The sequence below is a fragment of the Microbispora sp. NPDC088329 genome (assembly GCF_040685655.1).
Taxonomy (GTDB): Bacteria; Actinomycetota; Actinomycetes; order Streptosporangiales; family Streptosporangiaceae; genus Microbispora.
In genome coordinates this window covers 42,236-66,152 of record NZ_JBFBIP010000021.1, presented here as the reverse complement: position 1 = coordinate 66,152, position 23,917 = coordinate 42,236, and the positions used below count along the sequence as shown (strand labels likewise).

The window sequence follows — 23,917 nt, the reverse complement described above, 5'->3', positions numbered from 1 at the left end:
GGGAAACGGAGACTTGCCATGCGGATCGGCATCCTCGGCACCGGCGCGATGGCCACGGCGCTGGGCGGCGCGTGGGCACGCGCGGGGCACGACGTGCTCGTCGGCGGACGCGACCGGGCCGCGGCCGCCGCGACGGCGGCCCGCATCGGCGCCGCCGGGCACGGCGCCCTCGCGGACGCGGCGGCCCACGGCGACCTCGTCCTCGCGGCGGTTCCCGCCGGCGTGGCGCCGCAACTGGTGAACGGGCTCGCGGCCGTACTCGCCGGACGGACCGTCGCCGACTGCACCAACCCCCTCGCACCCGGCCCCGGAGGGCCGATGCTGACGACGGGCGGCCCAATCTCGGGAGGCACGGTCTCGATCGCCCGGCTGATGGCGGACGCCGCGCCCGGCGCCCATGTGGTCAAGGCGTTCAACCTGTGCCACGAGAGCATCTGGACGCTGCCACGGCCGGCGTTCGAGGGCGTCCCGCTGGCGGTGCCGTTCTGCGGCGACGACCCGGGGAGCCTCGACCGGACCGCCGCGCTGATCAGGTCGATGGGATGCACGCCGATGCCCTGCGGGGGGCTGTCCCGTGCGGCCTACCTGGAGGCGACCGCGGCGCTCGCGATCGGCGTGTGGTGGTCCGGAGGGGAGCCGAGGTTCGCCTTCCCGGCGTCGGAACGGGCCGCGCGCCCCTGAATCGCAGGCACGGCCAGCTCGGCGAAGATCGCGCGGTGGTCGGTCACCGGCAGCCGGTGGACGCCGAACGCCCGGACGGAGACGCGCGGGTCCACCAGGATGTGGTCGATCGTGACGGGCGGCACCGGCAGGCCCCTGAGGTCCCACGGCCGGTACGGCCAGGTCCCGGCCAGGCCCTCGCCGGTCACGTCGGCCGCGTCCCGGTAGCCCGCGTCGAGCAGGCGCCGGACCCTGGAGTGGTCGAGCGTCGCGTTGAAGTCACCGGACAGGATCCGTACGGGCCCGCGGGGGCCGGGCAGCGAGGCGAGCGTCTTCGACCAGCACCTGAACCGGGACGAGTAGCGCGGGGCGCACGGGTGCACGGACACGACGGCGACGGGCGCGGCGCCGGGGACCTCGACGATGCCCGCCGCCTGCCGGCGGCCGGCGACGTCCGCGAGATTCTCCGGACGAAGGGGAAACCGGGTGAAGAGCCCGGAGCCGCCCGAGCCCTCCTGGGCTCGATCGTCGGCGTACGGCAGGAGCGCGGTCAGGCCCGCCCCGCGCAGGCCCGCCGAGGCCTCCGGGGTCAGCTCCTGCAGCGTCAGGACGTCGGGGCGCAGCCGCCGTACGAGGTCCACCAGCGCCGCGGGCGGGACGGAGCCGTAGAGCAGATTGGCCGACAGGACCCGGAGAACCGGGCCGGCGGCGCCTGCCGCCCGCAGTCCCGCGCCGGACGAGTCGCCGGGAATCGGATCCGGGAGCGCCCGGGGCGCCACGCAGGCCACGAGCGTCGCGGTGGCCGCCAGGCCCGCGACCAGCGCCGCCCGGCGCCGCACGAGTACCGCCACCAGCGGCGCGACGACCGAGGCGAGGGCGGCGTACGGCGTGAACGCGACCAGTTGCACCCACCGGAAGTGGACGTCGCCGGGCACCAGCCGCAGCAGGGCCCACAGCGCGAACGGCGCGACCGCCGACCACGCGAGCAGGCCGCGCCACACTCCCGGACGCCCCACCCGGCCTGCCGTCGGTCTCGTCATCTCCGGACTCCTCTGTAAAAGATCAACTGTACGGCGCGTCTGCACGTGCAGCCGGGGCTTCGGGCCGGCCGGAGGAAAGCCATACAGTCTCGGCATGGATGCCGAAGCGAGAGTCCTGGACGCCGTCGACGAGGCGGAGACCGTGCGTCTGCTGGCCGGCCTGGTCCGGGTGCCCAGTGTCACCGGCACCGACGCCGAGTCGGACCTGCAGGACAGGTGCGCCCGCATGCTCACGGAATGGGGCCTCGACGTCGACATGTGGAAGCTCGACCTCGACGATCTGCGCTCCCGTGATGGGTTCCCCGGCATGGAGGCGGAGCGCGCCGAGGGCTACGGCGTCGTCGGTGTCACCGAGGGCGAGGGCACGCCCGCGCTGATCCTGCAGGGGCACGCCGACGTCGTGCCGATCGGCGACCCGGGCAAGTGGGAGGGGCAGGACCCGTTCGGCGCCCGCCTGACCGCGACCACTCTGCACGGCCGCGGCGCCTGTGACATGAAGGCCGGTCTCGCCGCCAACCTCGCCGTCGTGCGCGCGCTGCGCGTGGCCGGCGTACGGCTCGCGCGTCCCCTGGCCATCCACTGTGTGGTGAGCGAGGAGGACGGCGGGCTGGGCGCGTTCGCCACCCTGGCCAGGGGCCACACCGGGGAGGCGGCCGTGATCACCGAACCGACGAGCGGGAAGCTGATCACCGCCAACGCCGGGGCGCTGACCTTCCGCCTCGAGGTCGCCGGCCGGGCCGCGCACGGCGCCACCCGCTACGAGGGGGTCAGCGCGGTCGCGGCGTTCATGCCGGTGCTCGGGGCCGTCCGGCGGCTCGAACGCGAGCGCAACGCCGATCCCGATTCCCTCTTCGCGGGCAACCCGCTGCCCTACCCGATCGAGATCGGCACCGTGCGCGCGGGCGACTGGGCGAGCACGGTGCCCGACCTGCTCGTGGCGGAGGGACGGCTGGGCGTCCGGCTCGGCGAGGACCCCGCCGACGCCCGCGCCGCGCTGGAGACGGCGCTCGCCGAGCTGGACGACCCCTGGCTGCGGGACAACCCGGTGCGCGTCACCTGGCCGGGCGGGCAGTTCGCCAGCGGCCGGCTGCCCGAGGGGCACCCGCTGGCGGAGGAGGCGGCCAGGGCGGTGGCCGACGTGACCGGGACGAGGCCGGGCCGCACCGCCGCGCCGTACGGGAGCGACCTGCGCCTGTACGCGGGGGCGGGCGTGCCGACCCTGCACTACGGGCCGGGCGACGTCCGCTTCGCGCACGCCCCGCGCGAGCAGGTCGACCTGCGGGAGGTCCGCGACGTCACCCGGGCCCTGGCCCTGCTCGTCCTGCGCCGCTGCGGCGTCCGCTGAGCGGCGGCGCGGTGCGTCCGAGCGCCGGAAGGCTCAGTGCGCCCGAGCGCTGGAAGGCTCAGTGCGCCCGAGCGCCGGAGGCCCTGCGCGCCGAGTGCGGGAGGCCCTGCGCGCAAGAGGCCACGCGGGTCAGCAGTCGGCGGTGACCGAGGCGATCTCGTTGAGCGGAAACTCCAGGTAGTCGCCGGCCTCCTCGCACCACGCGTCGAGCACGCCGCTGCGCAGCTCGCCGTGGCTGACCGTGGCGGTGACCCCGTCGGCCAGCGTGATCATCGCGCGGACGTCGCGGTCCACGACGAAACCCAGCAGCGACTGCTGCGCCGCCGGAAGCCGGGTCGCCATGCGCCCGATGACGGCCCACGTCTGGCGGGGCTGGGCTGAGGCGGTCACCGGGGCGCCGCCGACCAGCAGCCGCCTGGCGTGCTCGCGCGGGTCCGGCGGTGGCTCCAGCAGAGGGCCGGGAGGTTCGAGCTCGGCGACCCGTCCGCCGGGCAGGAGGATCAGCCGCCCGCCCTGCGGCTCGCGCCGGATCGTGATCTCACCGGTGTCGTCGACCGGCACGGGGGCGTAGCCCGCCTCCCTGAGGGCGGCGAGCGTCGCCCGGGCGGGCGCCGCGCCGGCGAGCACGGTCGGCGCCAGCAGCCGCAGGCCCAGCTTGCTCAGTTTCCGGTGCGCGGCGATCTCGGCGAGCAGCGCGGGGTCGGAGCCCTGGACGATGCAGCCGACCGACGACACGGTGACCTCGCCGTGCCGCCGCGCGACGTCCTTGATCAGATACGTCAGCGGCTGGGGGAGTGTCCCGGCCTCCGACAGGTCCGCGATGAGCGTGTCGGCCGTGTCACCCGCGTCCAGGGCCCGCCGTACGCTCTCGGGGCCGAACCGCCACACCGACGCCGCGCCCTGCGACTCCCGGTCCGCGGCGCGGTCGAGCAGCGCGGCGAGCTCGACCGACGGCGGGCCGGTCACCACAGCGGTGAGGTCGGCGCCGAAAAGTGCCGTGCGCCGTGCGCTCGCCATCGCGTGCGTGGCCGCCTTCCCCAGTGCGGGGTCGTGCTCGACCTCGGGCACGCACTCGAGGCTCTCGTCCCCGGCCACGCCGGCCAGCGGGGCGAGCGCCCGGCCGAGGCCGGTGAGCGCGTCGCAGGCCACGAGCCCGAGCAGGCGGGCCTCTTCAAGCACGGCGGCGGCGCAGCCGTCCAGGAGCTCCCGGTCGAGCAGCGGGGCGCGCCAGCGCACCCGCTGCGTCAGCTCACGCAGCGTCGCGAAGCCCCTGCCCTCGGGGATCTCGGCGAGCGCCGCGAACAGGGCCCACCGGATCCTGGCGATCGTCTCGCCGGACGGGTCGTCGCCGAGCGCGGCGGGGTGGCGGCCCTCCAGCCGGCGCAGCGACGAGCGCTCCATCCGCCACCAGGCCGCCAGCAGGACGCACAGCCGCAGCGGAGCCTCCTCAAGCCGCCACGTGTCGTACCGGCCGGCCGGCGTGAGCCCGCCCGCCTCCTCGTCGATCGCGATCAGCCGGGCGACGGCGCAGATCTCCAGCAGCAGCCGGGTCTCGTCCTCGGCGCAGCCGGTCTCCCTGGCCAGCCGCTTGATCTCCCGCACCCCGACCCCGCCGTTCTTGAGCAGCGGCAGCGGCGTCTTGTCGACGTTCTCCAGCAGCGCCGTGGCCCGGTCGAGCACGTGCGGCGCGGCCAGGCACATCGCGTGCTCGACGGCGTCGGCGTCCACCTCCGTCGTGGCCAGGTCCGGCGGATACGGCGTGAACGGCCCGCGGTAGTCGGGGCCGCGCAGCGCCAGCGCGACCTCGCGCGGCATCTCGGCCAGATCCCACTGGGTGCGGAAGAGCAGGCCGCGGTCGAGGGCCCATTTCTCCGGCGTCCCCGGGGTGATGAACCGGTTGCCGTTCACGCTGCGGACCGGGCCGTCCCACGCGAAGTCGTCGAGCATGCCGAGCGTGCCGTCGGGGGCGTCGTCGAGCAGCGCTCCCAGGCGCTCGCAGTCGCCGAGCACGGCGGTGATCCGGGCGATCACCTGGCGCCTGCCGCCCTGCGGGGACAGGTCGAGCATCCGGCACACGCGGCGCAGCGCCTCGGTGCTGAGCTTCCAGGAGTCGAGGTACGCGCTGAGCGGCTCGCCCAGGCCGCAGGGCGCGGTCCACCAGCGGGCGACGGCCTCGGCCACCGTGATCCTGCCGTCGCGGCCGGGCCAGGCGACGGCGTGGTCGTACAGGCGGTCGAGCCAGGCGATCACCGCGGAGGTGCTCACGCCGAGGAAGCGGGCGAGTTCGTCCTCGGTCGGACGGCCGCCGATGACCAGGCACGCCTGCAGGAGTTCGAGCGGGGGGAGGGGGAGGCCGCGCATGACCTCCATGACGGCGAAGGTGTCGGTCAGCCGTTGCGCGAGGGCGTCCAGACGCCGGGGCCACGGCGCGGCGATCGCGTCCGGCCGGTTGGCCAGCACGCGGGCGAGCCTGTCTTCGTCGAGACTGGTCAGCCAGCCGATGAGGTGATCGTCCATTGTGAATCTCTCGGGAGTCCCAGGAAGCCACCGTAGTGCAGATCGCGGTCTCGGCGGGGCCCGTGAGAGAACAAAGAACGCAACGTCACGGGTCCCGAGATCACAATTGTCCGCCGCCGGTGGAAGGGGAGCGAGCACTCCGGGCCGCCGTGGCCCGCTCCGCGCACATCATCCCGTGCCGCCCCCGGCGTCCGGGGCGGTTCCGGGGAATCCGGGCCGCCGGCCGGAGGGCGCTCCCATGCATTCCGGGCTGCACGGGAGCGCTCTTCAGCCGGCGGACCATGACCGGCGATAGGGAGTTCTGGCGCTCGGGTTAGGTTTCCCGGCGCCTCGAGGGAGGGGGTCGCTATCCCCTGACCGAGGCGGCGGTGAGCCCCGGCGAGGCGTCCGGCCCCGCCGTCCGTCCGCCGGCCCGTGTTCAGGCCGCCAGTACGGCCCACACCGCCTTGCCCCGCGGGACGAGCGGGCACCATCCCCAGCACACGCTCAGCGACTCCACGATGTGCAGCCCGAGGCCGCCCGGCTCGAAGGGCGCGGGATCCCGCATCACCGGCGCGGCCGATCCGGGGTCGGTGATCGCGCAGGTCACGTGCGCGCCCCGCCGGATCAGCGACAGCCGCATGGCCTCCCGCGCGCGGCTGTCGGCGATCGTCATGCCGTGCCTGAGCGCGTTGGTGACCAGTTCGGAGACCACCAGTTCCATCCCGTCGAGCAGGTCCGCCAGCCGCCAGCCCGAAAGCGTCCCCGCGGCGAAGCTGCGCGCCGAGTGGACCGACTCCGCGCGGGGCGGCAGGACGAAGGTGGCGCTGGCCGTGGCCGACCCGGGTTCGAGGAGATCGCGCGCGGGCTCTGGCCACCAGCCGATGGGCGGCCACCAGTCGAGCGCCGACCACTGGTTCTGGCCACGAGTCAGGTTCGTGGGCTGCACGAGATCATGATGAGGGACACTCCTGTGCATGTGCAAGAGCGAATGCACGTGCAAGCGGGTTGTGCAAGCGCTACGGTTACCCCCGACACCACTGGGACGAAGGGGGCGATCTTTGACAGACTGTGAACCAGTCCACAAAGCGGAGGAATAGCACGTGTCCATAGATCCGCCCGGATCCGGTTCCACCGTTCGACGCATCATGCTCGGCGCGAGTCTTCGCCGGCTGCGTGAGAAGCGGGGACTCACCCGCGAGGTCGCCGGATTCCACATCCGTGCCTCGGAGTCGAAGATCAGCCGGATGGAGCTCGGCCGGGTCGGGTTCAAGACACGCGACGTCGAAGACCTCCTCACGCTGTACGGCGTCCACGACGACGACGAGCGGCGTGGACTGCTGGAGATGGTCCGCGAGGCGAACACGCCCGGGTGGTGGCACAAGTTCGGCGAGGTGCTGCCGAACTGGTTCGTCACCTACGTCGGCCTGGAGGAGGCCGCCAGCGTGATCCGCACCTACGAGGTGCAGTTCGTGCCCGGCCTGCTGCAGACGGCGGATTACGCCTGCTCGGTGATCCGGCTCGGTCATCCGGACGCCTCGGATGACGAGATCGAACGGCGCGTCCATCTACGAATGCAGCGGCAGGAGAGGCTCACGCGCAAGGACGGCCCCCGGTTGTGGGCCGTCATCGACGAGGCCGCGCTCAAGCGGCCCATCGGAGGGGGTGCGACGATGCGGGATCAGCTCCAGCATCTGCTGGAGGTCTCCACGCTGCCCAACATCACCCTTCAGGTGATGCCCCTCCGCTATGGGATGCACGCTGCCGAGGGAGGCGCGTTCACCATCCTCCGCTTCCCGGAGTCCGATCTTTCGGACGTGGTCTACGTCGAGCAGCTCTGGGGTGCGCTCTATCTGGACAAACGTGAGGACGTCGATCCCTACCTCACGGCCATGGAGCAGCTGTGCGTGGAGAGCACCACGCCCGGTGGCACCGCCGAGATCCTCGGCGAACTTCTCAGAGAGACATAAATGCAGACATATAACGGGATGCCCGCAACCGAGATCGCCGGCGTCACCTGGCGGAAAAGCGCCCACAGCAACTCGACCGGCAACTGCGTCGAACTGGCCGAGCTTCCCGACGGCGGCGTTGCCGTCAGGAACTCCCGCTATCCCGACGGGCCGGCGCTCATCTACACACGGGACGAGATACGGGCCCTGGTGCTCGGGGTCAAGGACGGCGAGTTCGACGGCCTCCTGGTGTGATACGGCTCTGGTCCGGCCTGGTGTAACTCCGTGTTCACCCGATTCTCACGGGCGTAACAGCGCGACGCGGGAGGCGTAACACGGATCCGGCACAGTGAGTCCCAGGAACGCTCACAAGGGGGACCCCGTGCTGGACCAGATGACTGTGTACCCGGTGGCCGACGACGTGCTGTTCGCACCCGGAGGCCGCGTGGTGATCCGCACCTACGGCGTCGCCTCACCGGCCGACCCCGCGGACGGAAGGCCCAGGGCGGTGGCGTACCGGACGTGGGTCACCGGGGTGCGGGAGCAGCCCAGGTACTGGCGGTGGGGGCACTTCGAGGACGCCCGGCGCGGCCACCGCAAGGTCCTGGAATGGCTGACCGGCCGAGGGCCGCAACCCCAGCCGGTCGCCCAGGTCTGACGGTCAGAGCGTGATCGTCACACCGGCGCGTTCCAGCGGAGCAGGACGGGCTCGTCTCCGTGCTCGTAGCCGAGGACGGAGTACGTCCCGGTGTCGAGGCGCAGGTGTCTGCCGTGGTCGGCGGGCAGCGACAGCCAGCGGGCCGCCAGCACGCGCAGGATGTGCGCGTGGGCGACGACCAGGACGTCGCCGTCGGCCGGACGGATCCGGGCGAGGACCTTGTCCGCCCGCTCCCCGACGTGCTCGACGGTCTCACCCGGGTGCGCCTCGTCTCCCGGGACGACGCCGTCCCGCCAGACGTACCAGCCGGGGCGTGACCCGCGGATGTCGGCGGTCGAGATGCCCTCGTAGCCGCCGTAGTCCCACTCCCACAGGTTCGGGTCGACCTCGTACGACCCGGCGCCGGCCAGTTCGGCCGTACGGCGGGCCCGCAGGGCGGGACTGACGAGAACCAGGGCGAACGACCGGCCCGCCACCAGGCGGGACAGGGCGCGCGCCTGCTCCTCGCCGTGCGGCGTCAGCGGCAGGTCGGTACGGCCCGTGTGCCGCCCGGCCCTGCTCCATTCGGTCTCGCCGTGTCTCAGCAGGATGACGTTCATGGCACCCCACTCTTGCCGACACGGCGCGCTCCAATCCCACCGCCCCCACCGAGATGCGAGGCCGCCCTCCGGGGGCCGGATGGACGTGCGTGCGGCCTTCCCGAGGCCGGCGGCCCGCAAGAGCGCGTGTCACGAGGGCCATCGGGCGTCTCCTCCGCTGCCACACGCGGTGAAAGCCGCCCGCGCCGCGCCGGGAAACGGACAGATATAGCCGACCGCATCCAAACAAGTCAAGGATGGCAGCGACACCGACGCTCTGCCACGATTGCGCCATGTCTGCCGGCCGGTCGTCACTGCGCGCTCTGCGCGCCGCGGTGTTCGCGGCGGCGTGCGTGCTGGTCTCGGCCACGCTGCACACGCTGGCCGGAGGGGCTCCCGTACGCGCCGGCGCCCTGGCCGCCGCGCTGGCGCTGACCTGGCTGGGCGCGTTCCTGCTCGCGGGCCGCCGACGGGGGATGGACGTCCTGCTGGGCGCGTGCTTCGCCGCACAGTACGGTCTGCACCATCTGTTCACCCTCGGCGCCGCGCACACCTCGCCGGCCATGTGGACGGGGGAGCACCACACCGGGCTGGGCATGCTGCTGATCCACGCCGCGACGGCGCTCCTGTCCGCCTGGGCCCTGGAACGCGGTGAATCGGCGCTGGCCGTGATCGTGCATCTGGCCGTCACGCCCGTGCGCCGTCTGTGGGCGATGGCCGTCGTCCTCGCCGGCGCGGCGGCCGGCGCCGCCCCGCTCCCTCCGGGCGTCCCGGGGCGGTTCTCCCTTCCGCTCCCGCGCCGATCCGACTTCGCCGTGGTGGTCGCCCGGCGTGGTCCGCCTCCGGTCGTCACCGTCCTCTGACCCGGGCTCGCCCCCCTCTGGGCGGCGGCTGTCGTCATGCCGCACGCCCGTTTCCGCCGCCCTGAACCGCGCCGCGCGGTCGCGGCTCGTGTCCGACGCTCACGCCCCGCCGTGCGTGGCCCGGAAGGCGTCTCGCCGTGGTGTCACCCCCACCCGATGCGTACGCCGGGATGCCCGCTCGTGACGGGCGGCGATCGTCGGACACTCCCCCTTGCCTTCGTGAGGCGTGCCTGCGGGCGCGCGCTCACGGCCGAACGGAGAACCCCCCATGACCTCGACCACCGACGTCCATCCTGCCGTCGATCCCCCGCGGCCTCCCCGCCGCAGACACGCGACCTGGGCGGCGCTGCGCCCGCTCGTGGTCCGCCTGCACTTCTACGCCGGAATCCTCGTCGCCCCCTTCCTGCTCGTCGCGGCGGCCACGGGCCTGCTGTACGCCGCCTCCTTCCAGATCGAGAACGTCGTCTACCGGCACGAGCTGACCGCGCCGGTGAGCCAGACCACCGTCCCCCTGAGCGAGCAGGTCGCCGCGGCGCGCCAGGCACTGCCCGAGGGGAAGGTCACCGCGGTACGGCCCGCGGCCGAGCCCGGCCTGACCACCAGGGTTCTGCTGGACGTGCCGAACCTGCCGGAAAGCACGCAGATGGCGGTCTTCGTCGACCCGGGCACCGGTCAGGTGCGCGGCACGCTGGAAAGTTACGGTGGCTCCGGCGCGCTGCCCGTGCGCGCCTGGATCTCCGACCTGCACCGGCGTCTGCAGCTCGGCGAGCCCGGACGGATCTACAGTGAGCTTGCCGCCAGTTGGCTGTGGGTCGTCGCCCTCGGCGGGCTGGCGCTGTGGCTGAGCAGGCGCCGCCGCAACGGCCCCCGTCTTGGCCTGTTCACCCCGGACCGCGCCGCCACCGGGCTGCGCCGCACGCTGTCCTGGCACGGCTCGGTTGGCCTCTGGGCGCTGCTGGGCCTGCTGTTCCTGTCCGCCACCGGCCTGACCTGGTCGAAGTACGCCGGAGCGAACATCGACGAACTTCGCACCGCCTTCGGCTGGGCCACCCCGTCGATCAGCACCGATCTCGGTGAGCACGCCGGGCACACGGGGCACACCGGGCACGCCGCGAGCGGCGGCCAGGTCGGCAACACCGCGGACGTGGGAATCGACAAGATCACGCAGGCGGCGGCCAGCTGGCGGCTGTCCGGCCCGCTGGAGATCGTCCCGCCGGGCGAGCCCGGGGCCGCGTACGTGGTCAAGGAGATCCGCAAGACCGCTCCCACGCGACTGGACCAGCTGGCGTTCGACCCCGCGAGCGGGCAGGTCGTGGGCGAGCTGCGGTTCGCCGACTATCCGCTGGCCGCCAAGCTCACCGAGTGGGGCATCGACGCGCACATGGGGCTGCTGTTCGGCCTGGCCAACCAGATCGTCCTGGCCGCGATCGCCGCCGGGCTCATCGCGCTGATCGTGCTGGGCTATCGCATGTGGTGGCGGCGCCGCCCGACTCGCGGCTTCGGCCGGCCCTACCCTCGGGGCGGCTGGCGGGGCCTGCACTGGGGACTCGTCGCGCCGCTGGCCCTGCTCGCCGTCGTGGCCGGTTACTACCTGCCCCTGATGGGCATCTCCCTGGCCGCGTTCCTGGCGATCGACGTCCTGCTCGGGCTCCGCACCAGGCCGGCGGGCTGACGCCCGAGCCGCCGCACGGCGTCGCACCGGGCCTGTCGCACCGGCCTGTCCCGCCGGGCCTGCCGCGCCGGGCCTGTCCCGCCGGGCCTGCCGCGCCGGGCCTGTCGCGCCGGGCCGGCGGCATCGGCGCACAGGACCGGCCCGGGCGATGCCGCGCCCTGCCGCGGCGTTCCCTTTGCGATGCCTTGTCCCGTCAAGGGGGGCCGGCGGTAAGGTCGCTGCGGGAAGGGGGTGCCATGGAGCCGGTGCGGGTGGGACTCGTCGGTGCGGGACCGTGGGCGGAGATGGTCCACGCGCCCGCCCTCGCGGCCGGTCCGGACACCACGCTGTCCGGGGTCTGGGCGCGCAGGCCCGCGGCGGCGCGGGCGCTGGCCGACGCCCACGGCGCGCCTTCCTTCGAGCGGCTGCAGGACCTGTTCGCGGCGTCGGAGGCGATCGCGTTCTGCGTGCCGCCCGCCGTACAGGCCGAGCTGGGCGTGCTCGCGGCCCGGGCGGGCAGGGCGCTGCTGCTGGAGAAGCCGCTCGCGGCCGACCTCGACGGCGCCCGGCGCCTGGCCGCGGCGATCGAGGAGGCGGGCGTGGCCTCCCAGATGCTCTTCACGTTCCGCTACTCCGAGGCGACCACCGAGTTCCTCGACCGGGTCCGGCGGATCGAGCCGTTCGGCGGCCACGCCGCCAACATCTCCGGAAGCCTGCGCGGCGGCCCCTTCGCCACACCCTGGCGGCTGGAACGCGGGGCGGTGCTCGACGTGGGCCCGCACACGGTCGACCTGCTCGACGCCGCGCTCGGCCGGGTGGTCGCGGTCAGGGCGCACGGCGACCCGCTCGGCTGGGTCGGCCTTCTGCTGGAGCACGAGGGCGGCGCGGTCAGCGAGGCGTCGCTGTGCATGGCCGCCGAGGGCGAGACCCCGCCCAGCCGGATCGACGTCTACGGACGGCTCGGCAGCGCCTCGCTGCTCGGCTCCGGACTCGGCGACGTGTTCCCCGAGGTGGTCCGGCAGTTCGCGGGTACGGTGCGCGACGGTGGCGGGCATCCGCTCGACGCCCGCCACGGCCTGCGCCTGCAGGAGATCATCGACGACGTGGAGCGGCAGCTGCGGGCCGGCTGACCAGGGCCAGGCCCGCGACCAGGGCGGCGGACGCGATCACCGGCGCCGGGCCGGGCGCGAAGCCGGTGATCGTGAGGGTGAGCAGCGCGCCGCCGACGAGCGGCGTGGCCGTCAGCGCGTGCCGGTGGGCGGCGGCACCCCTGGGCTCCTCGAACCTGCCGAGCAGCGCGGTCAGCGCGACCAGGACCAGCGCCAGGGCGGCCAGCCACAGCGGGACGGCGCTCCACCAGCCCGCCGAGCCCGCGCCCGGGGTCGCCAGCCCGAACCCGACGGTCGCCGTGCCGGCGACGGCGACGAGGGCGGTCATGTGCCACAGGTAGACGGTCATCATGCGCGGCGCGAGCGCGGTGAGCACCGCCTCGACCCTGGGCCGGGCCGCCAGCGCGTTCAGTGCGGGGCGCAGCAGCATCGCCAGGCCGAGCTGACCGGCGAACAACGCGAGCAGGCAGGCGCTCGGCGGAGCCATGTTCGAGATCATCCCGGGCATCCCGATCATGCTGGCGGGATAGGGCCCGGTCGCGACGAGGGCCGCCACCATCGCGAACCCGGCCACCGCGAGCCCGGCGGCGCGGCGCCCGGTCAGCCACGCCAGGCCGCCCTCGGCGTACCGGAACCCGACCTGGTGGACCGCCAGCCAGACGAACGCGACGTTGAGGTAGCCGGCCGCCTCCAGACCGGAGAACCGGACCACGTCCATCAGCACCGCGCCGCCCGCCAGCACCGGCAGGGCGACCCCGGCCCGCACCCGCAGCAGGTGGGGCGTGGCCACCACGGCCAGCAGGTAGACCGCGAGGAACCAGAGCAACTGGCCGACCGTCCGCGCGGCCACCTCCACCGGCTGCGCGGGCACACCGAGCGCCACGAGGAGGTGGGGGAGCGGCAGCCACACGACCGCGAGCGGCACCACCGGCCAGGCAAGGCGGCGCACCCGCCGCGCCGTCCATACGCGCGCCGTACCGCCCCGGCGGACGGCGGACCGGAAGCTGATCGCGTTGGCCGCGCCCCCGGCGAAGAAGACCAGCGGCATGACCTGTGAGATCCAGGTGACGTACGGCACCCCCGCCAGGGAGTTGCCGGTGGTCAGCCGTCCCTGGGCGTACGACAGGACCGGCATCGTCCAGTGCTGGACGACCACGAGGACCATCCCGAAGACGCGCAGGACGTCGATGAAGCGATCCCGTGGCGGAGGCGCGGCCAGGGCCCTCTCGGGGGCGGGGGGAAGCATGGTCAGGGACATGGGGGGTCGCCTTCGCTGTGTCGGGCCGCCGAGGGTGGTCGACCCTTGAGCGGCGGGGGTCGCGGGCTTGGGATCTCCAAGCGCGCGAGTCCCGGGCGCTCGGAGTCTTCGGGGCTGGGGGTCTTCGGGGCTGGGGGCCTTCAGGACGGGGGGCCTTCGGGGCCGGGGTCCTTGAAGCCCGGGTCTCCGAGGCGCTGAGACCACCTCGGAGTTCCGGCCCGTCGAACACTCCAAGCGTCCCGCCATGGCCCCGTCCGGCACAGCGACGCGGTCCCTACTTCCGATCATGGGCGCCCCCCTACCACCGGGGTAGGGCCAGCCCTACCATCCCCGCGTACGCCCAGGTGGACGGATGCGAGGCAGGCGGCCGCCCATGCCCGCGGCGCGGTGACCATGCCTGCGGCGCGGTGACCATGCCCGCGGCGCGGTGACCCGGCCGGGCCGGGACCGCGCCGGGCCGGGACCGCGCCGGGCCGCCGGCATCACCTGCGCACGCGCATCGTGAATGGCGGGCCCGGTCTATTGGGGAATGCATCGGCCGGAGGCGCGATCGTCGCGAAAGCGTAATTCGGCCGCCCGTCGAAATCGGTATCACGAGAAAGTCATGGGATGCGCGATGTCGATTGGTGGACTAGTCTGGCCTGGTTTCCGGAACTTCGCCATGCGAGCATCACCCGAGGCAGACCGGTCGTTCGTCCGAAACAGGCGCCCGCGAGGAAAGAATGGATATCGAACCGCTCGCGAGCACGACGACGCGATCCGGAGACCGGCCCGCGGGTACTTTTTCACGAATGGCTACCCGCGGCAGCGTTTCGGTCATTTTCGGCACGGCCCGCCGCCTTTACCTGCTAACGATATGCGCCATAACTCTCGTCCCGGGCTTTGTGGCTCCGTTGACCGTGCTCGTCGCCGCGGGCGGCCGGGTCGCGGTCGTCGGCGGAGTCCCGCGATTCGTCGAGTCGTCACCGGCCTTCGGCGTGATCCTCGCCGTGTCCGCGGTGACCGCGATCGCGTCAGGCCTCGCCGCCCTGGCCGGCGGCGCCCGTCTCGTGCTGGACTTCATCGACGGCCGTCCGTTGTCGGCCCGGCTCGCGGTGACGGCCGTCCTGCGCCGGCCGCGAACGTTCGCCATGCTCGTCATCCTGTTCGTGACGGCCGTCGTCGTGCTGGTGGCCATCGGTGCGGGGGTTCGCGGCCTCGGCGCCGTCCGTCGTCCCGGCGGTGATCGTGGTGACGGCGGTCGGCGTCACCTTGCTGCCGCTGATGATCGCGTGGGCCGCACTGACCGACCCCGACGGCTCGCTGGTCGTCGCGGGCTGGACGAGTGAGATCGGCGCCTCCCGGATGGAGCTGGTGATGTTCTCCTGCCGTCCGGACGGCTGCGTCCGGCGGCCGGGCGAGCCGCTGAAGGCCACCGAGGAGTCGTCGGACGCGCGGGCCGCCGCTGTGGCGACACCGCACGACGGTGATCGTGTACAGCGACTCCGGCGACGGCCACACCCAGACGATCCTGCTCTGCTCCGATCCGGCCTGTTCCGGCACGCCTCGTTTCGTGCCGGTGCCCGAGGTCGTCGCGGTGAGCGCGCCCGGCCTCGCCCTGGACGCCCATGGCCTCCCTCTGCTGGCCGGTTACCGCCGGAAGGGCGCCATGGTGATCGATCTGGTCGCGTGCCGGGACCAGGACTGCGCCCGCCGCTCCGCGTCCCCTCTGCTGCCCGCCGGCGGGGTCGGGCAGTTCGACCTCGCCATCGGCCCCGACCAGCGGCCGCGCATTCTGTGGTACGGCACGGCCGATCCGGCCGGCGGCAACGCGTACCACCTGCTCACCTGCGCCGACCCGCACTGCGCCCCATGAGGAACGGGGGCCGGGGCGCCGATCCGCCCGCGGCCCGTCTTCACGCGACCGGCCCGCGGCCACGAGGGGGGAAATGAGTCTCGAATCGTCCACAAGCCCGAGGTCCCGATCGGAAGCGTGGTCGCAGGAGACGCTCGCCCAGGTGTGGGGCGGACGCAACCTTGAGATCGTGTACGGCACCGCGGGCCGCCTCTACCGGCCGCTGCTGGCCGTGTGCGCGATGACCGTCGTCCCGGCCCTCATGGCGGCGGCGGCCGTGGTCGTGGCCCTGGGCGACCGGATCGCCATCGTCAACGGAACCCCGCTGCTCCTGACCTCGTCGCCGCGCGTCCTGTGGACGTACGCCGGAGCGCTGCTCATCATGATCGCCGCCGGACTCGCGTGTTCGGCCGCGGGCAGCCGCCTCGTCGTCGATCACATCGGCGGCCGTCCGTCGTCGCCGGCGCGTGCCGTCCTGGCCGTCCTGCGCCGCCCGCACGCCTTCCTGCTGCTCGCCGCCGAGCTCACGCTGGCAGCCGGAGCGCTGTTCGTCCTGTTCGTCGTCGTGGCGGAGCTGCTGGAGTCGATCGTCCTGGCGCTGATCCTGGCCGCGGTGGCCGGCCTCTTCACGCTGCCCGCCCTGCTCGCCCTGACTGTGTCTCCTGGGCGCCTTCCTCCGCTGAGAACGGCGCTCCGCCTGGCCGCCCGCGACTACACGGGAACGGCCTGGAGGGTGGCGCTGGCGTACCTCGTCATCCCCGGCCTGGCCCAGGCGGCCCTGTACGGCCTGCGCTTCCTGCTCCCGGTTCCCACCGGCGTGGCGATCGCCGACGCCGTACGGATGACGGCGGCGGTCCTGCTGGCACCGTTCCAGGCGGCCACGCTGGGATGCTGCTACGCCTACCTCAGAAGATGGGACACGCCGGAGCCCACGACGACCGGCGAACCCGCCAGGCGGCGGACCGGGTCCTGGCCTGTCGTGGCCGCGCTGCTCCCCGGCCTGCTGTACGGGGTGTTCGTCGCCGCCAACCCGCTCGGGCGGGCCGAGGTGGTCGACAACGAGCTCATCGCGAAGGAGCTGTACCCGGGTCAGTCGATCAGCGCCCAGATCGTCACCGGCTCCGGCGGCCGGCCGGTCGTCATCACCGACCGCGGCACGCTGAAGCCGGTCTTCTGCGGCGACGGCGCCTGCGCGCGGCAGGCCGCCGTCCCCCTGGGGGCCTACCTGGACGGGCAGTCCGTCGCCACCTCCATGCCCGACGACTCGGTGCTGATCCCCGGATGGGTGTACGAGCCGTCGCCGAGCGACGACGTCGAGCTCCACCTGTTCTCCTGCCGCCCCGGGGGCTGTGCGCGACGCCCCGGAAGTCCGCTGCGGCTGGCGCGGAAAGGGTGGCTCCACGTGAACGTCGCCGCGGCCGCGACACCGGACGGCGTCGCCATCGCGTCGATCGCCCCGGAGCCCGGCTCCGACGGTGCTTTCGCGCGCGTCGAGCTCACGCTCTGCCGGGACGCCTCCTGCGCCGCGCCGCGGACTGTCACTGTCGGCCGTCTTCGCGACAGGGTGGCCGTCAGTGTGGACAACCGCACCATCGCCGTCGCCGTCTCCCTGGACGGACGCCCGGTGATCGCCTTCGTCGACCGGGTCTCGCGGGAGACGACCGTGGTGAGCTGTGACTCGCCTGCCTGCCCGCATCCGCGGACCCATGCGTTCACGGCATCCGAGTCGCCCGAGCCGGTCCTGTGGGGGTGGCTCACCGGTTCACTGCGGATCCAGATGGCGATCGGGCCGGACGGCAGGCCCGTGATCGTCGAGAATGATCCGGAGCGTGAGGTCACGAAGATCCTCTTTTGCCCCGACCCGGCGTGTTCCCGGCCCCCGCGGTCCGTGACCGTGTCCGAGATCGCCACGAGGAGCTCTCCCGGCCTGGCCCTCGATGCCGCCGGCCGTCCGATCCTGGCCGGCTATGACACGGAGGACCTTCGGGTGACCGTCCTGGCCTGCGAGGACACCGGCTGCGCCCGTCGCCGGCTCACCCACCTCGTCCCCGCGAACGCGTTCGGCCCCCTCGACCTCGTCGTCGGCCCCGACCGCCGCCCGCGCATCGTCTGGTACGGCACGCCCGATCGCGGGGGGACGCCCGCTTATCACGTCCTCACCTGCGCCGACCCGTACTGCCTGAAGTCCTGAACGAAACGCCCGGACACCACCGAGGAGGGACATGAGTCTCGGAACGCCGGTGAGCGCGACGGGGTCGCCCGCCGCCTGGCCGGATGACGCGTTCGACCGGTTGAAGGGCTTTCGCGGCCTGCGCATCATGTACGGCACGGCCGTCGGTCTCTACCGGCACCTGCTGGCGGTGTGCGCCCTGGTCCTCGTCCCGCCGTTCGTGGCGCTGGTGGCCGCACTGGTGGCTCTGGGCCACCGGATCTCCTTCGTCAACGGAGCTCCTGTGCTCCTCGTGCCCTCACCGGCCGTCCTATGGATCTTCGCCGGACTCGTGCTGACGGCCTTCGTGGCAGGGTTCGCCTGCCTGGCCGCCGGCAGCCACCTCGTGGTGGGCCACATCGAGGGCCGCCCCCTGCCGGCGGGGCGTGCCGTGCTGGCCGTTCTCCGGCGCCCGCACGCCGTGCTGCTGCTCACCGTCAATCTCGTGGTGATTCTCGCCGTGCAGGCCGGCGTCATGGCCGTGGTGGCCCATGGGACGGGATCGATCGTCGCGGCGGAGATCCTGGGGGTGCTGCTCGTCCTCCTGGCGCTCCCGGCCGTACTCGCCTGGACGGCGCTGCCCGACCGGATTCCCCCGCTGACGACGGCGTACCGTCTGGCGGCCTACGACTACTGGTGGACGATCCGGACGATCGTGGTGGCCTTCGCCGCCGTTCCTGGCCTGGCACAGCTCGGTCTGCACCTCCTCTGCGCGGCGCTCCCCGTCCCGACCGGCGTGCAGATCGGCGACGCCCTGCGGATGACGGCGGCCATCCTGCTGTTGCCGTTCCAGGCCGCGGTGCTCGGCTGCTGCTACGCGCGGCTCCATCGGAAGAATCAGGCGCGCTGGGGAGCCCTGGCGATCCGGAGGGACAGGGATGGGCGCGGGCGGTCCGCGACCGCGACCGGCGGCGCACCCGGCGGGCGGCGCACCCGCTGGTGGCCGGTCGGGCTGGTGCTTCTGCCCGGCCTGCTGTACGGCGGCTACGCGGTGGCCGGTCCGCTCACCGGCGTGACCGACAACGAGATCGCGGGCGAGGACCCCGGTTCGGGTTCCGGCAAGGGCGGCCCGGGACCGGTTCAGATCGTCTTCGGCCCTCGCGGGTTTCCGATCGTCATCCGCGACCGGGGGTTCCAGGAGGTGACGTTCTGCGGCGACGGCACCTGCGGCACGCAGACCACCGTCATCCTGGACGTCTTCTTCGAGGAGCAGTCCGGGGCGGCGGTCACCCCCGACGGCTCGGTGGTGTTCGCGGGCTGGGTGAGGGAGCCCGATGAGGTCGAACGGCGGCGGGAGCTCCAGCTGTTCTCCTGCCGGCCCGACGGCTGCACGTGGCGTCCCGGCCCGCCGTTGAGGACGGCGCCCGGCGACGTGCTCCGGCTGGACGTGGCCCCGGTGAACGCCACCGCGGTCGCGACGCGGGGCGGCATCGCCGTCGCCTCGATCACCCCCGTCTCCGCGGACCGGTACCCGACTCCCGCGCGCGTGACGCTCACGCGGTGCCCGGACCTCGCCTGCGTCCACCCCCGGACGATCACGGTGGGAGACCTCACCGTCGCGGGCGACGTCATGAACCACAAGCCCCGCGCCCTCGCCGTCGCGGCGTCTCCGGACGGGCGCCCGGTGATCGCATACGCGGACCTGATCACGGGGAAGGCCACCATCGCGATCTGCGACACCGTGGCATGCGGGCACCCGGCCCTTCGCGCGTTCGACATGTCCGACAGGTCCTCGCCACGGTACGACCCCCGGAGGTCCTTCGACGATCTGCGGCTCCAGGTCGCCGTCAGGCCGGACGGCAGACCGGTGATCGTCCACAACGGCGGCGGCACCGGGGACACGACGATCATGATCTGCCGCGATCCGTCCTGCTCCGGGACCCCGCGGACGGTGTCGGCCTCCGAGCTGGTCACGCGGAGCGCCCCCGGCCTGGCCCTGGATCCGGCCGGCCGTCCCGTTCTGGCCGGATACGACGCGGCCGACCCGCCGGTAGCCGTCCTGTCCTGCCGCGACGACGACTGCGTGGGGAGAGACGTCACCCACCTGGTTCCCACGTCCCACGTGGGCGAGGTGGACGTCGCCATCGGTCCCGACCGACGCGCGCGCATCGTCTGGTACGGCACGATCGATGGCAGGAGAACCCCGACCTATCACGTCCTCACCTGCGCCGACGCCTGGTGCGGCCGGCGGCCGCCGCCGTCCTGACGAGCGGCCGCCGCCGGTGGGGGCGGCGGGCTCGCCGTGGCGGTCCTGGCCGTCCGGATGCCCAGGACGGTGCTTGTCGCATTGCAGCCGGCAGGGCTGTGCCGGTCGTAGCCCAGGTGTGCGGCCGTCTCGCGACGTGCCTGCTGGGCGGAGCCCGGGGGCGGGGCGGGGGTGGACGCCATGTGAGGGATTGGTACCGTTGCGTCCGACGCGCGCCACGCAGCGAAGTCCGGTGAGAACCCGGCGCTGTCCCGCAACTGTGGTTCCCCGCCCCCGGGGACGAGCCAGGTCGCCTGCGCTGCGCGCCGACGCCATCGACCCTCGTGGAAAAGGGTGATCCGTCGCTTCCAGCGGGTCCCTCGATTCCCGGCATTCCCCCTGATGGAGGACCTCGTGAGGCCCGTACGCACGGCCGTCGCGGGTGTGGTGCTGGGCGTGCTCGCTCTGGCCGGTTGCGGCCAGACCGACGGCGCCGCCACGTCCGCGACCCCCACCCCCGCCGCCACGGACAGCACCCCGGACAGCGGGGGACAGGGCGCCTTCCCCGTCACCATCCAGGCGGGCAACGGCGCGGTGACGATCGAGAAGAAGCCCGAGCACATCGTGTCGCTGTCCCCGACGGCCACCGAGATCCTGTTCGCGATCGGTGCGGGCGCGCAGGTGACGGCGGCGGACGACCAGTCGAACTACCCGCCCGAGGCGCCCAAGACGTCGCTGTCGGGGTTCAAGCCCAACGTCGAGGCGATCGTCGCCGCCAAGCCCGACCTCGTCGTGCTCGCCAACGACCTGGAGGGCGTGGTCGCCGGGCTGGGCAAGGTCGGTGTGCCGGTGCTGCTCGAACCCGCCGCGACCAAGCTGGACGACACCTACGACCAGATCAGGGACCTCGGCGCGGCCACCGGCAACGCGGACAAGGCCGAGGAGGTGGCGAGCGGCGTCAAGCAGAAGATCGACGCGCTCGTCGCCGCGGCGCCCAAGGGCAAGGACCTGACGTATTACCACGAGCTGGACACCACGCCCTACGCGGCGACGTCGAGCACGTTCATCGGGCAGGTCTACAGCCTGTTCGGGCTGAAGAACATCGCCGACGAGGCGCCCGACGCGGCGGGCGGCTACCCCAAGCTGTCGGCGGAGTTCATCGCCAAGGCCGACCCCGGCCTGATCTTCCTCGGCGACACCAAGTGCTGCGGCCAGAACGCCGCCGCGCTGGCCAAGCGGCCTGGCTGGTCCGGCCTGTCCGCGCTGAAGAAGGGCCGCGTGGTGGAGCTGGACGACGACATCGCCTCCCGCTGGGGGCCCCGCGTCGCCGACCTCGCGCAGGCCGTCAGCGACGCCGTCCAGAAGGCGGCGAGCTGATCCTGTGGTGACGCGGACCCCCGCGGCACGGCCACGAGGCCGGGCGCTGCTCGTCGCGTCCGCCGTGCTGGTGGCCAGTCTCGCCGTCGGCGTGATGGCGGGCGCGGCGGGCCTGTCGCCCCGCGCGATCGCGCTGGCGCTGCTCGACCGGCTGCCGCTGGTGTCCGTGCACTCGGGGCTCGCACCGGTCGAGGAGGGGCTGCTGTTCCAGCTCCGGGTGCCGCGGGTGCTGCTCGCCGCCGTCGTGGGCGGGCTGCTCGCCACGGCCGGGGCCGGCTACCAGGGCGTGTTCCGCAACCCGCTGGCCGATCCCTACCTGCTCGGGGCGGCCGCCGGGGCCGGCCTCACCGTGACGCTCGTCGTGGTCTTCCTCGGCGGCGACGCCGGGGTGACCGCGGTGCCGATCGCCGCCTTCGCCGGGGCCGTCGGCGGGGTGTTCCTCGCGTACGCGCTGGGCCACACGGCGGGCCGGGGCGGCGGCACCGCGACGCTCGTGCTCGCCGGGGTCGCGGTCACCTCGTTCCTCACCGCCATCCAGACCTTCGTGCAGCAGCTCAAGGTGGAGGAGCTGCAGCGGATCTACGCCTGGATCCTCGGCGACGTCGGCGGCGGCTGGGACCAGCTCCGCATGATCGCGCCGTACGCCGTGGTGTCGACCGTCGTCATGCTGCTGCACGGGCGGCTGCTCGACGTGCTGTCGGTGGGCGACGAGGAGGCGGTCAGCCTCGGCCTGCGCGCGGCGCGGGTGCGCTTCGTCGTGCTGCTGGCCGCCTCGCTCGCCACCGCGGCGGCGGTGGCGGTCAGCGGGCTGATCGCGTTCGTCGGGATCGTGGTGCCGCACGTGGTCCGGCGGCTCGCCGGCTGGTCCTACCGGATCGTGCTGCCGCTGTCGTTCCTCGGCGGCGCGGCGTTCCTCGTGCTGGCCGACACGATCGCGCGTACGGTGCTCGCGCCGGCCGAACTGCCGATCGGCGTGGTCACCGCGTTCGTCGGGGCGCCCTTCTTCGTCACCGTCCTGCGCCTGACCCGGCGGGTGGAGACGTGAGCGGCCGGGGTGTCCCGGCCATCGAGGCGCGCGGCGTGGGCGTCACGCTCGGCGGGCGGCGGGTGCTCACGGACGTCACGCTGTCGGCCGCGCCCGGCCGATGGCTGGCCGTCATCGGGCCGAACGGCGCGGGCAAGTCCACGCTCCTGCGGGCCGTCGCCGGGCTGGTCCCGAAGGAGGGCGAGGTGCTCGTCGACGGGACGGCCGTGGACGGCCTGCGCCCGCGGCGGCGGGCCCGGCTGATCGCCTACGCCCCGCAGAGCCCGGCGCTGCCGCCCGACATGACGGTCCACGACTACGCGCTGCTGGGCCGCACGCCGTACATCCCCTACCTCGGCAGCGAGAGCGCGCGGGACCGCGAGGTGACGCGGTCGGTGCTGGAACGGCTCGACCTGGACGGCTTCGCGTCCCGGCCGCTCGGGCACCTGTCCGGCGGCGAGCGGCAGCGGGTGGTGCTCGCCCGGGCGCTGGTGCAGCAGGCGCCGGTGCTGCTGCTGGACGAGCCCACCACGGCGCTCGACCTGGGCCACCAGCAGCAGGTGCTCGAACTCGTCGACCGGCTGCGCCTGGCCGACGGCCTCACCGTCGTGACGACGCTGCACGATCTCAGCCTCGCCGGGCAGTACGCCGACGCGATCGTGCTGCTCGCCGCGGGGCGTGCGGTCGCGGCCGGGCCGCCCGGGCGGGTGCTGGCCGAGCCGCTGCTGGCCGAGCACTTCGGCGCCAGCGTACGGGTGGAGACCGGCGCCGACGGGCGCCCGCTCGTCCACCTGGTCCGCCCGCGGACCTCCCGGATGACGCCTGCGGAGGAGGGGTGACGGGCCTGCCGCCGCCGTCTCTGACGTACCGGATGGAGGACGGCCTGCGGCTCGGCGTGCTGCTGTGGCGGTTCGGCCCCGGCTGGCGGATGATCTCCTCGGCCATGCTGGGCGGCGGCGTCGGACGCCGCGAGTGGGTGTTGAACGCGCAGGTGGCCGCCGGGTACTCGCGTATGGACCCGGTGGAGCACATGGACGCGCTCGGTCCCGGCGGCCCGGGGGTCGGCATGATGACGGCGGCGCTCGTGGACCGGTACGCCGTGGCGGCCGACGGGGGAGCGGAGGCCGTCGCCACGGTCGGCCTGGGCGTGCCGACCTGGGCGGCCTCGCCCGAGGGCGTGCCCGACCCCGGCGTGCCGGCCGCTTCGGAGCCCGGACGAAAGGCCGGGGAGGAGTCCGGGCGCGAGCCCGCCCAGGAGGACGTCATCCTCGCTACCGCGCGGGCCGTCGCCGGTCTGGTCGCGCCGGAGCCCGGACGGGAGACCGTCGGCGCGGGCGACGCGGGAGCGTGCGTGCCGCGCCGGTCCGCCCCGCGCCCCGGGACGATCAACATCCTGGTGGCCGTGCCGGTCGCGTTCTCCGACCCGGCGCTGGTCAACGCCGTCATGACGGTGACCGAGGCGAAGACGCAGGCGCTGCTGGATGCGGGCTTTCCCTGCACGGGGACCGCGTCGGACGCGGTCTGCGTCGCCGTACGGGAGGACGGCCCCGCGGAGGCGTTCGGCGGCCCGCGCTCCGTCTGGGGTGCGCGGATCGCCCGCGCGGTCCACCGGGCCGTCCTCGACGGCGCGAGCGACTGGCGCGCCCGCCGGGCCGGTTAGCCGAACGTACGGGTGGCGACC

The 23,917-nt window shown here is 73.8% G+C and carries 20 protein-coding genes, 1 pseudogene and 1 riboswitch; of the genes and pseudogenes, 16 read left to right on the top strand and 5 right to left on the bottom strand.

The window, feature by feature from the left end:
* Positions 1-6: 6 nt before the first annotated feature.
* Positions 7-681 (top strand): annotated as a pseudogene (locus AB0O28_RS30985) (NAD(P)-binding domain-containing protein); the annotation flags it as partial.
* Here the strand turns inward: AB0O28_RS30985 and AB0O28_RS30980 are convergent.
* On the bottom strand, positions 582-1,700 hold the full coding sequence (locus AB0O28_RS30980; protein WP_363646098.1) for an endonuclease/exonuclease/phosphatase family protein: 1,119 nt from the start codon (positions 1,698-1,700) through the stop codon (positions 582-584). The pseudogene AB0O28_RS30985 and the gene AB0O28_RS30980 sit on opposite strands and share 100 nt — an antisense overlap.
* Positions 1,701-1,794: 94 nt before the next feature.
* On the opposite strand from AB0O28_RS30980, the gene AB0O28_RS30975 reads away from it, so the two are divergent.
* Positions 1,795-3,045: an ArgE/DapE family deacylase gene (locus AB0O28_RS30975; protein WP_363646097.1), complete on the top strand. Its 1,251-nt coding sequence runs from the start codon at positions 1,795-1,797 to the stop codon at positions 3,043-3,045.
* Positions 3,046-3,174: 129 nt separating this feature from the next.
* Here AB0O28_RS30975 and AB0O28_RS30970 read toward each other — a convergent pair whose 3' ends face one another.
* Together AB0O28_RS30970 and AB0O28_RS30965 are read right to left on the bottom strand one after the other, a co-directional pair.
* Positions 3,175-5,562, bottom strand: a complete 2,388-nt coding sequence (locus AB0O28_RS30970) for a helicase-associated domain-containing protein (RefSeq protein WP_363646096.1) — start codon at positions 5,560-5,562, stop codon at positions 3,175-3,177.
* Positions 5,563-5,980: 418 nt separating this feature from the next.
* Entirely contained in the window at positions 5,981-6,490 is a 510-nt protein-coding gene (locus AB0O28_RS30965; RefSeq protein WP_363646095.1) for an ATP-binding protein, read from the bottom strand.
* A gap of 199 nt (positions 6,491-6,689) precedes the next feature.
* Here AB0O28_RS30965 and AB0O28_RS30960 point away from each other — a divergent pair, with 199 nt between their 5' ends.
* From AB0O28_RS30960 to AB0O28_RS30950, 3 genes are all read left to right on the top strand, one after another.
* A complete protein-coding gene (locus AB0O28_RS30960) occupies positions 6,690-7,511 on the top strand; it encodes a helix-turn-helix transcriptional regulator (protein ID WP_363646180.1) in 822 nt (273 codons plus the stop codon).
* Complete coding sequence (locus AB0O28_RS30955) at positions 7,512-7,745, top strand: DUF397 domain-containing protein (protein WP_363646094.1); 234 nt, start codon at positions 7,512-7,514, stop codon at positions 7,743-7,745.
* A gap of 127 nt (positions 7,746-7,872) precedes the next feature.
* A complete protein-coding gene (locus tag AB0O28_RS30950) occupies positions 7,873-8,148 on the top strand; it encodes a hypothetical protein (RefSeq protein WP_363646093.1) in 276 nt (91 codons plus the stop codon).
* Positions 8,149-8,165: 17 nt separating this feature from the next.
* Here the strand turns inward: AB0O28_RS30950 and AB0O28_RS30945 are convergent, their stop codons facing one another.
* On the bottom strand, positions 8,166-8,747 hold the full coding sequence (locus AB0O28_RS30945; protein ID WP_363646092.1) for a histidine phosphatase family protein: 582 nt from the start codon (positions 8,745-8,747) through the stop codon (positions 8,166-8,168).
* Positions 8,748-9,019: 272 nt separating this feature from the next.
* Between AB0O28_RS30945 and AB0O28_RS30940 the strand changes: the two genes are divergently transcribed.
* The 3 genes from AB0O28_RS30940 (at position 9,020) to AB0O28_RS30930 (ending at position 12,370) form a co-directional block, all read left to right on the top strand.
* On the top strand, positions 9,020-9,589 hold the full coding sequence (locus AB0O28_RS30940) for a hypothetical protein (RefSeq protein WP_363646091.1): 570 nt from the start codon (positions 9,020-9,022) through the stop codon (positions 9,587-9,589).
* Between the two features lie 268 nt (positions 9,590-9,857).
* The gene (locus tag AB0O28_RS30935; RefSeq protein WP_363646090.1) at positions 9,858-11,261 is read left to right on the top strand and encodes a PepSY domain-containing protein; all 1,404 of its coding nucleotides are present in this window, start codon (positions 9,858-9,860) and stop codon (positions 11,259-11,261) included.
* A 236-nt stretch (positions 11,262-11,497) separates the two neighbouring features.
* On the top strand, positions 11,498-12,370 hold the full coding sequence (locus AB0O28_RS30930) for a Gfo/Idh/MocA family oxidoreductase (protein WP_363646089.1): 873 nt from the start codon (positions 11,498-11,500) through the stop codon (positions 12,368-12,370).
* On the opposite strand, the gene AB0O28_RS30925 is transcribed toward AB0O28_RS30930, so the two are convergent.
* Positions 12,333-13,607: an acyltransferase gene (locus tag AB0O28_RS30925; protein ID WP_363646088.1), complete on the bottom strand. Its 1,275-nt coding sequence runs from the start codon at positions 13,605-13,607 to the stop codon at positions 12,333-12,335. The two genes, AB0O28_RS30930 and AB0O28_RS30925, sit on opposite strands and share 38 nt — an antisense overlap.
* A 722-nt stretch (positions 13,608-14,329) precedes the next feature.
* Between AB0O28_RS30925 and AB0O28_RS30920 the strand changes: the two genes are divergently transcribed.
* The 8 genes from AB0O28_RS30920 to AB0O28_RS30885 all read left to right on the top strand — a co-directional run bounded on the left by AB0O28_RS30920 (position 14,330) and on the right by AB0O28_RS30885 (position 23,896).
* A complete protein-coding gene (locus AB0O28_RS30920) occupies positions 14,330-14,935 on the top strand; it encodes a hypothetical protein (RefSeq protein ID WP_363646087.1) in 606 nt (201 codons plus the stop codon).
* Between the two features lie 137 nt (positions 14,936-15,072).
* The gene (locus AB0O28_RS30915; RefSeq protein ID WP_363646086.1) at positions 15,073-15,462 is read left to right on the top strand and encodes a hypothetical protein; all 390 of its coding nucleotides are present in this window, start codon (positions 15,073-15,075) and stop codon (positions 15,460-15,462) included.
* A 73-nt stretch (positions 15,463-15,535) separates the two neighbouring features.
* On the top strand, positions 15,536-17,632 hold the full coding sequence (locus tag AB0O28_RS30910) for a hypothetical protein (protein ID WP_363646085.1): 2,097 nt from the start codon (positions 15,536-15,538) through the stop codon (positions 17,630-17,632).
* Between the two features lie 31 nt (positions 17,633-17,663).
* Positions 17,664-19,856 carry a hypothetical protein gene (locus AB0O28_RS30905; RefSeq protein WP_363646084.1) on the top strand — a complete coding sequence of 731 codons (2,193 nt, stop codon included), beginning with the start codon at positions 17,664-17,666 and terminating at the stop codon, positions 19,854-19,856.
* A gap of 179 nt (positions 19,857-20,035) precedes the next feature.
* A riboswitch (cobalamin riboswitch) is annotated at positions 20,036-20,172 on the top strand.
* A gap of 77 nt (positions 20,173-20,249) precedes the next feature.
* A complete protein-coding gene (locus tag AB0O28_RS30900) occupies positions 20,250-21,212 on the top strand; it encodes an ABC transporter substrate-binding protein (protein WP_363646083.1) in 963 nt (320 codons plus the stop codon).
* 7 nt (positions 21,213-21,219) lie between these two features.
* A complete protein-coding gene (locus tag AB0O28_RS30895) occupies positions 21,220-22,257 on the top strand; it encodes an iron ABC transporter permease (protein ID WP_363646082.1) in 1,038 nt (345 codons plus the stop codon).
* Positions 22,254-23,075: an ABC transporter ATP-binding protein gene (locus tag AB0O28_RS30890; protein ID WP_363646081.1), complete on the top strand. Its 822-nt coding sequence runs from the start codon at positions 22,254-22,256 to the stop codon at positions 23,073-23,075. The genes AB0O28_RS30895 and AB0O28_RS30890 overlap by 4 nt, the downstream gene beginning before the upstream one ends.
* 32 nt (positions 23,076-23,107) lie before the next feature.
* Positions 23,108-23,896, top strand: a complete 789-nt coding sequence (locus AB0O28_RS30885) for an adenosylcobinamide amidohydrolase (RefSeq protein WP_363646179.1) — start codon at positions 23,108-23,110, stop codon at positions 23,894-23,896.
* Positions 23,897-23,917 lie beyond the last annotated feature (21 nt).

Coding starts and splice junctions, on each gene's coding strand:
- AB0O28_RS30980 (WP_363646098.1), bottom strand. CDS start 1,700: ATGACGAGACCGACGGCAGGCCGGGTGGGGCGTCCGGGAGTGTGGCGC.
- AB0O28_RS30975 (WP_363646097.1), top strand. CDS start 1,795: ATGGATGCCGAAGCGAGAGTCCTGGACGCCGTCGACGAGGCGGAGACC.
- AB0O28_RS30970 (WP_363646096.1), bottom strand. CDS start 5,562: ATGGACGATCACCTCATCGGCTGGCTGACCAGTCTCGACGAAGACAGG.
- AB0O28_RS30960 (WP_363646180.1), top strand. CDS start 6,690: ATGCTCGGCGCGAGTCTTCGCCGGCTGCGTGAGAAGCGGGGACTCACC.
- AB0O28_RS30955 (WP_363646094.1), top strand. CDS start 7,512: ATGCAGACATATAACGGGATGCCCGCAACCGAGATCGCCGGCGTCACC.
- AB0O28_RS30945 (WP_363646092.1), bottom strand. CDS start 8,747: ATGAACGTCATCCTGCTGAGACACGGCGAGACCGAATGGAGCAGGGCC.
- AB0O28_RS30940 (WP_363646091.1), top strand. CDS start 9,020: ATGTCTGCCGGCCGGTCGTCACTGCGCGCTCTGCGCGCCGCGGTGTTC.
- AB0O28_RS30935 (WP_363646090.1), top strand. CDS start 9,858: ATGACCTCGACCACCGACGTCCATCCTGCCGTCGATCCCCCGCGGCCT.
- AB0O28_RS30930 (WP_363646089.1), top strand. CDS start 11,498: ATGGAGCCGGTGCGGGTGGGACTCGTCGGTGCGGGACCGTGGGCGGAG.
- AB0O28_RS30925 (WP_363646088.1), bottom strand. CDS start 13,607: ATGTCCCTGACCATGCTTCCCCCCGCCCCCGAGAGGGCCCTGGCCGCG.
- AB0O28_RS30920 (WP_363646087.1), top strand. CDS start 14,330: ATGGATATCGAACCGCTCGCGAGCACGACGACGCGATCCGGAGACCGG.
- AB0O28_RS30910 (WP_363646085.1), top strand. CDS start 15,536: ATGAGTCTCGAATCGTCCACAAGCCCGAGGTCCCGATCGGAAGCGTGG.
- AB0O28_RS30905 (WP_363646084.1), top strand. CDS start 17,664: ATGAGTCTCGGAACGCCGGTGAGCGCGACGGGGTCGCCCGCCGCCTGG.
- AB0O28_RS30885 (WP_363646179.1), top strand. CDS start 23,108: ATGGAGGACGGCCTGCGGCTCGGCGTGCTGCTGTGGCGGTTCGGCCCC.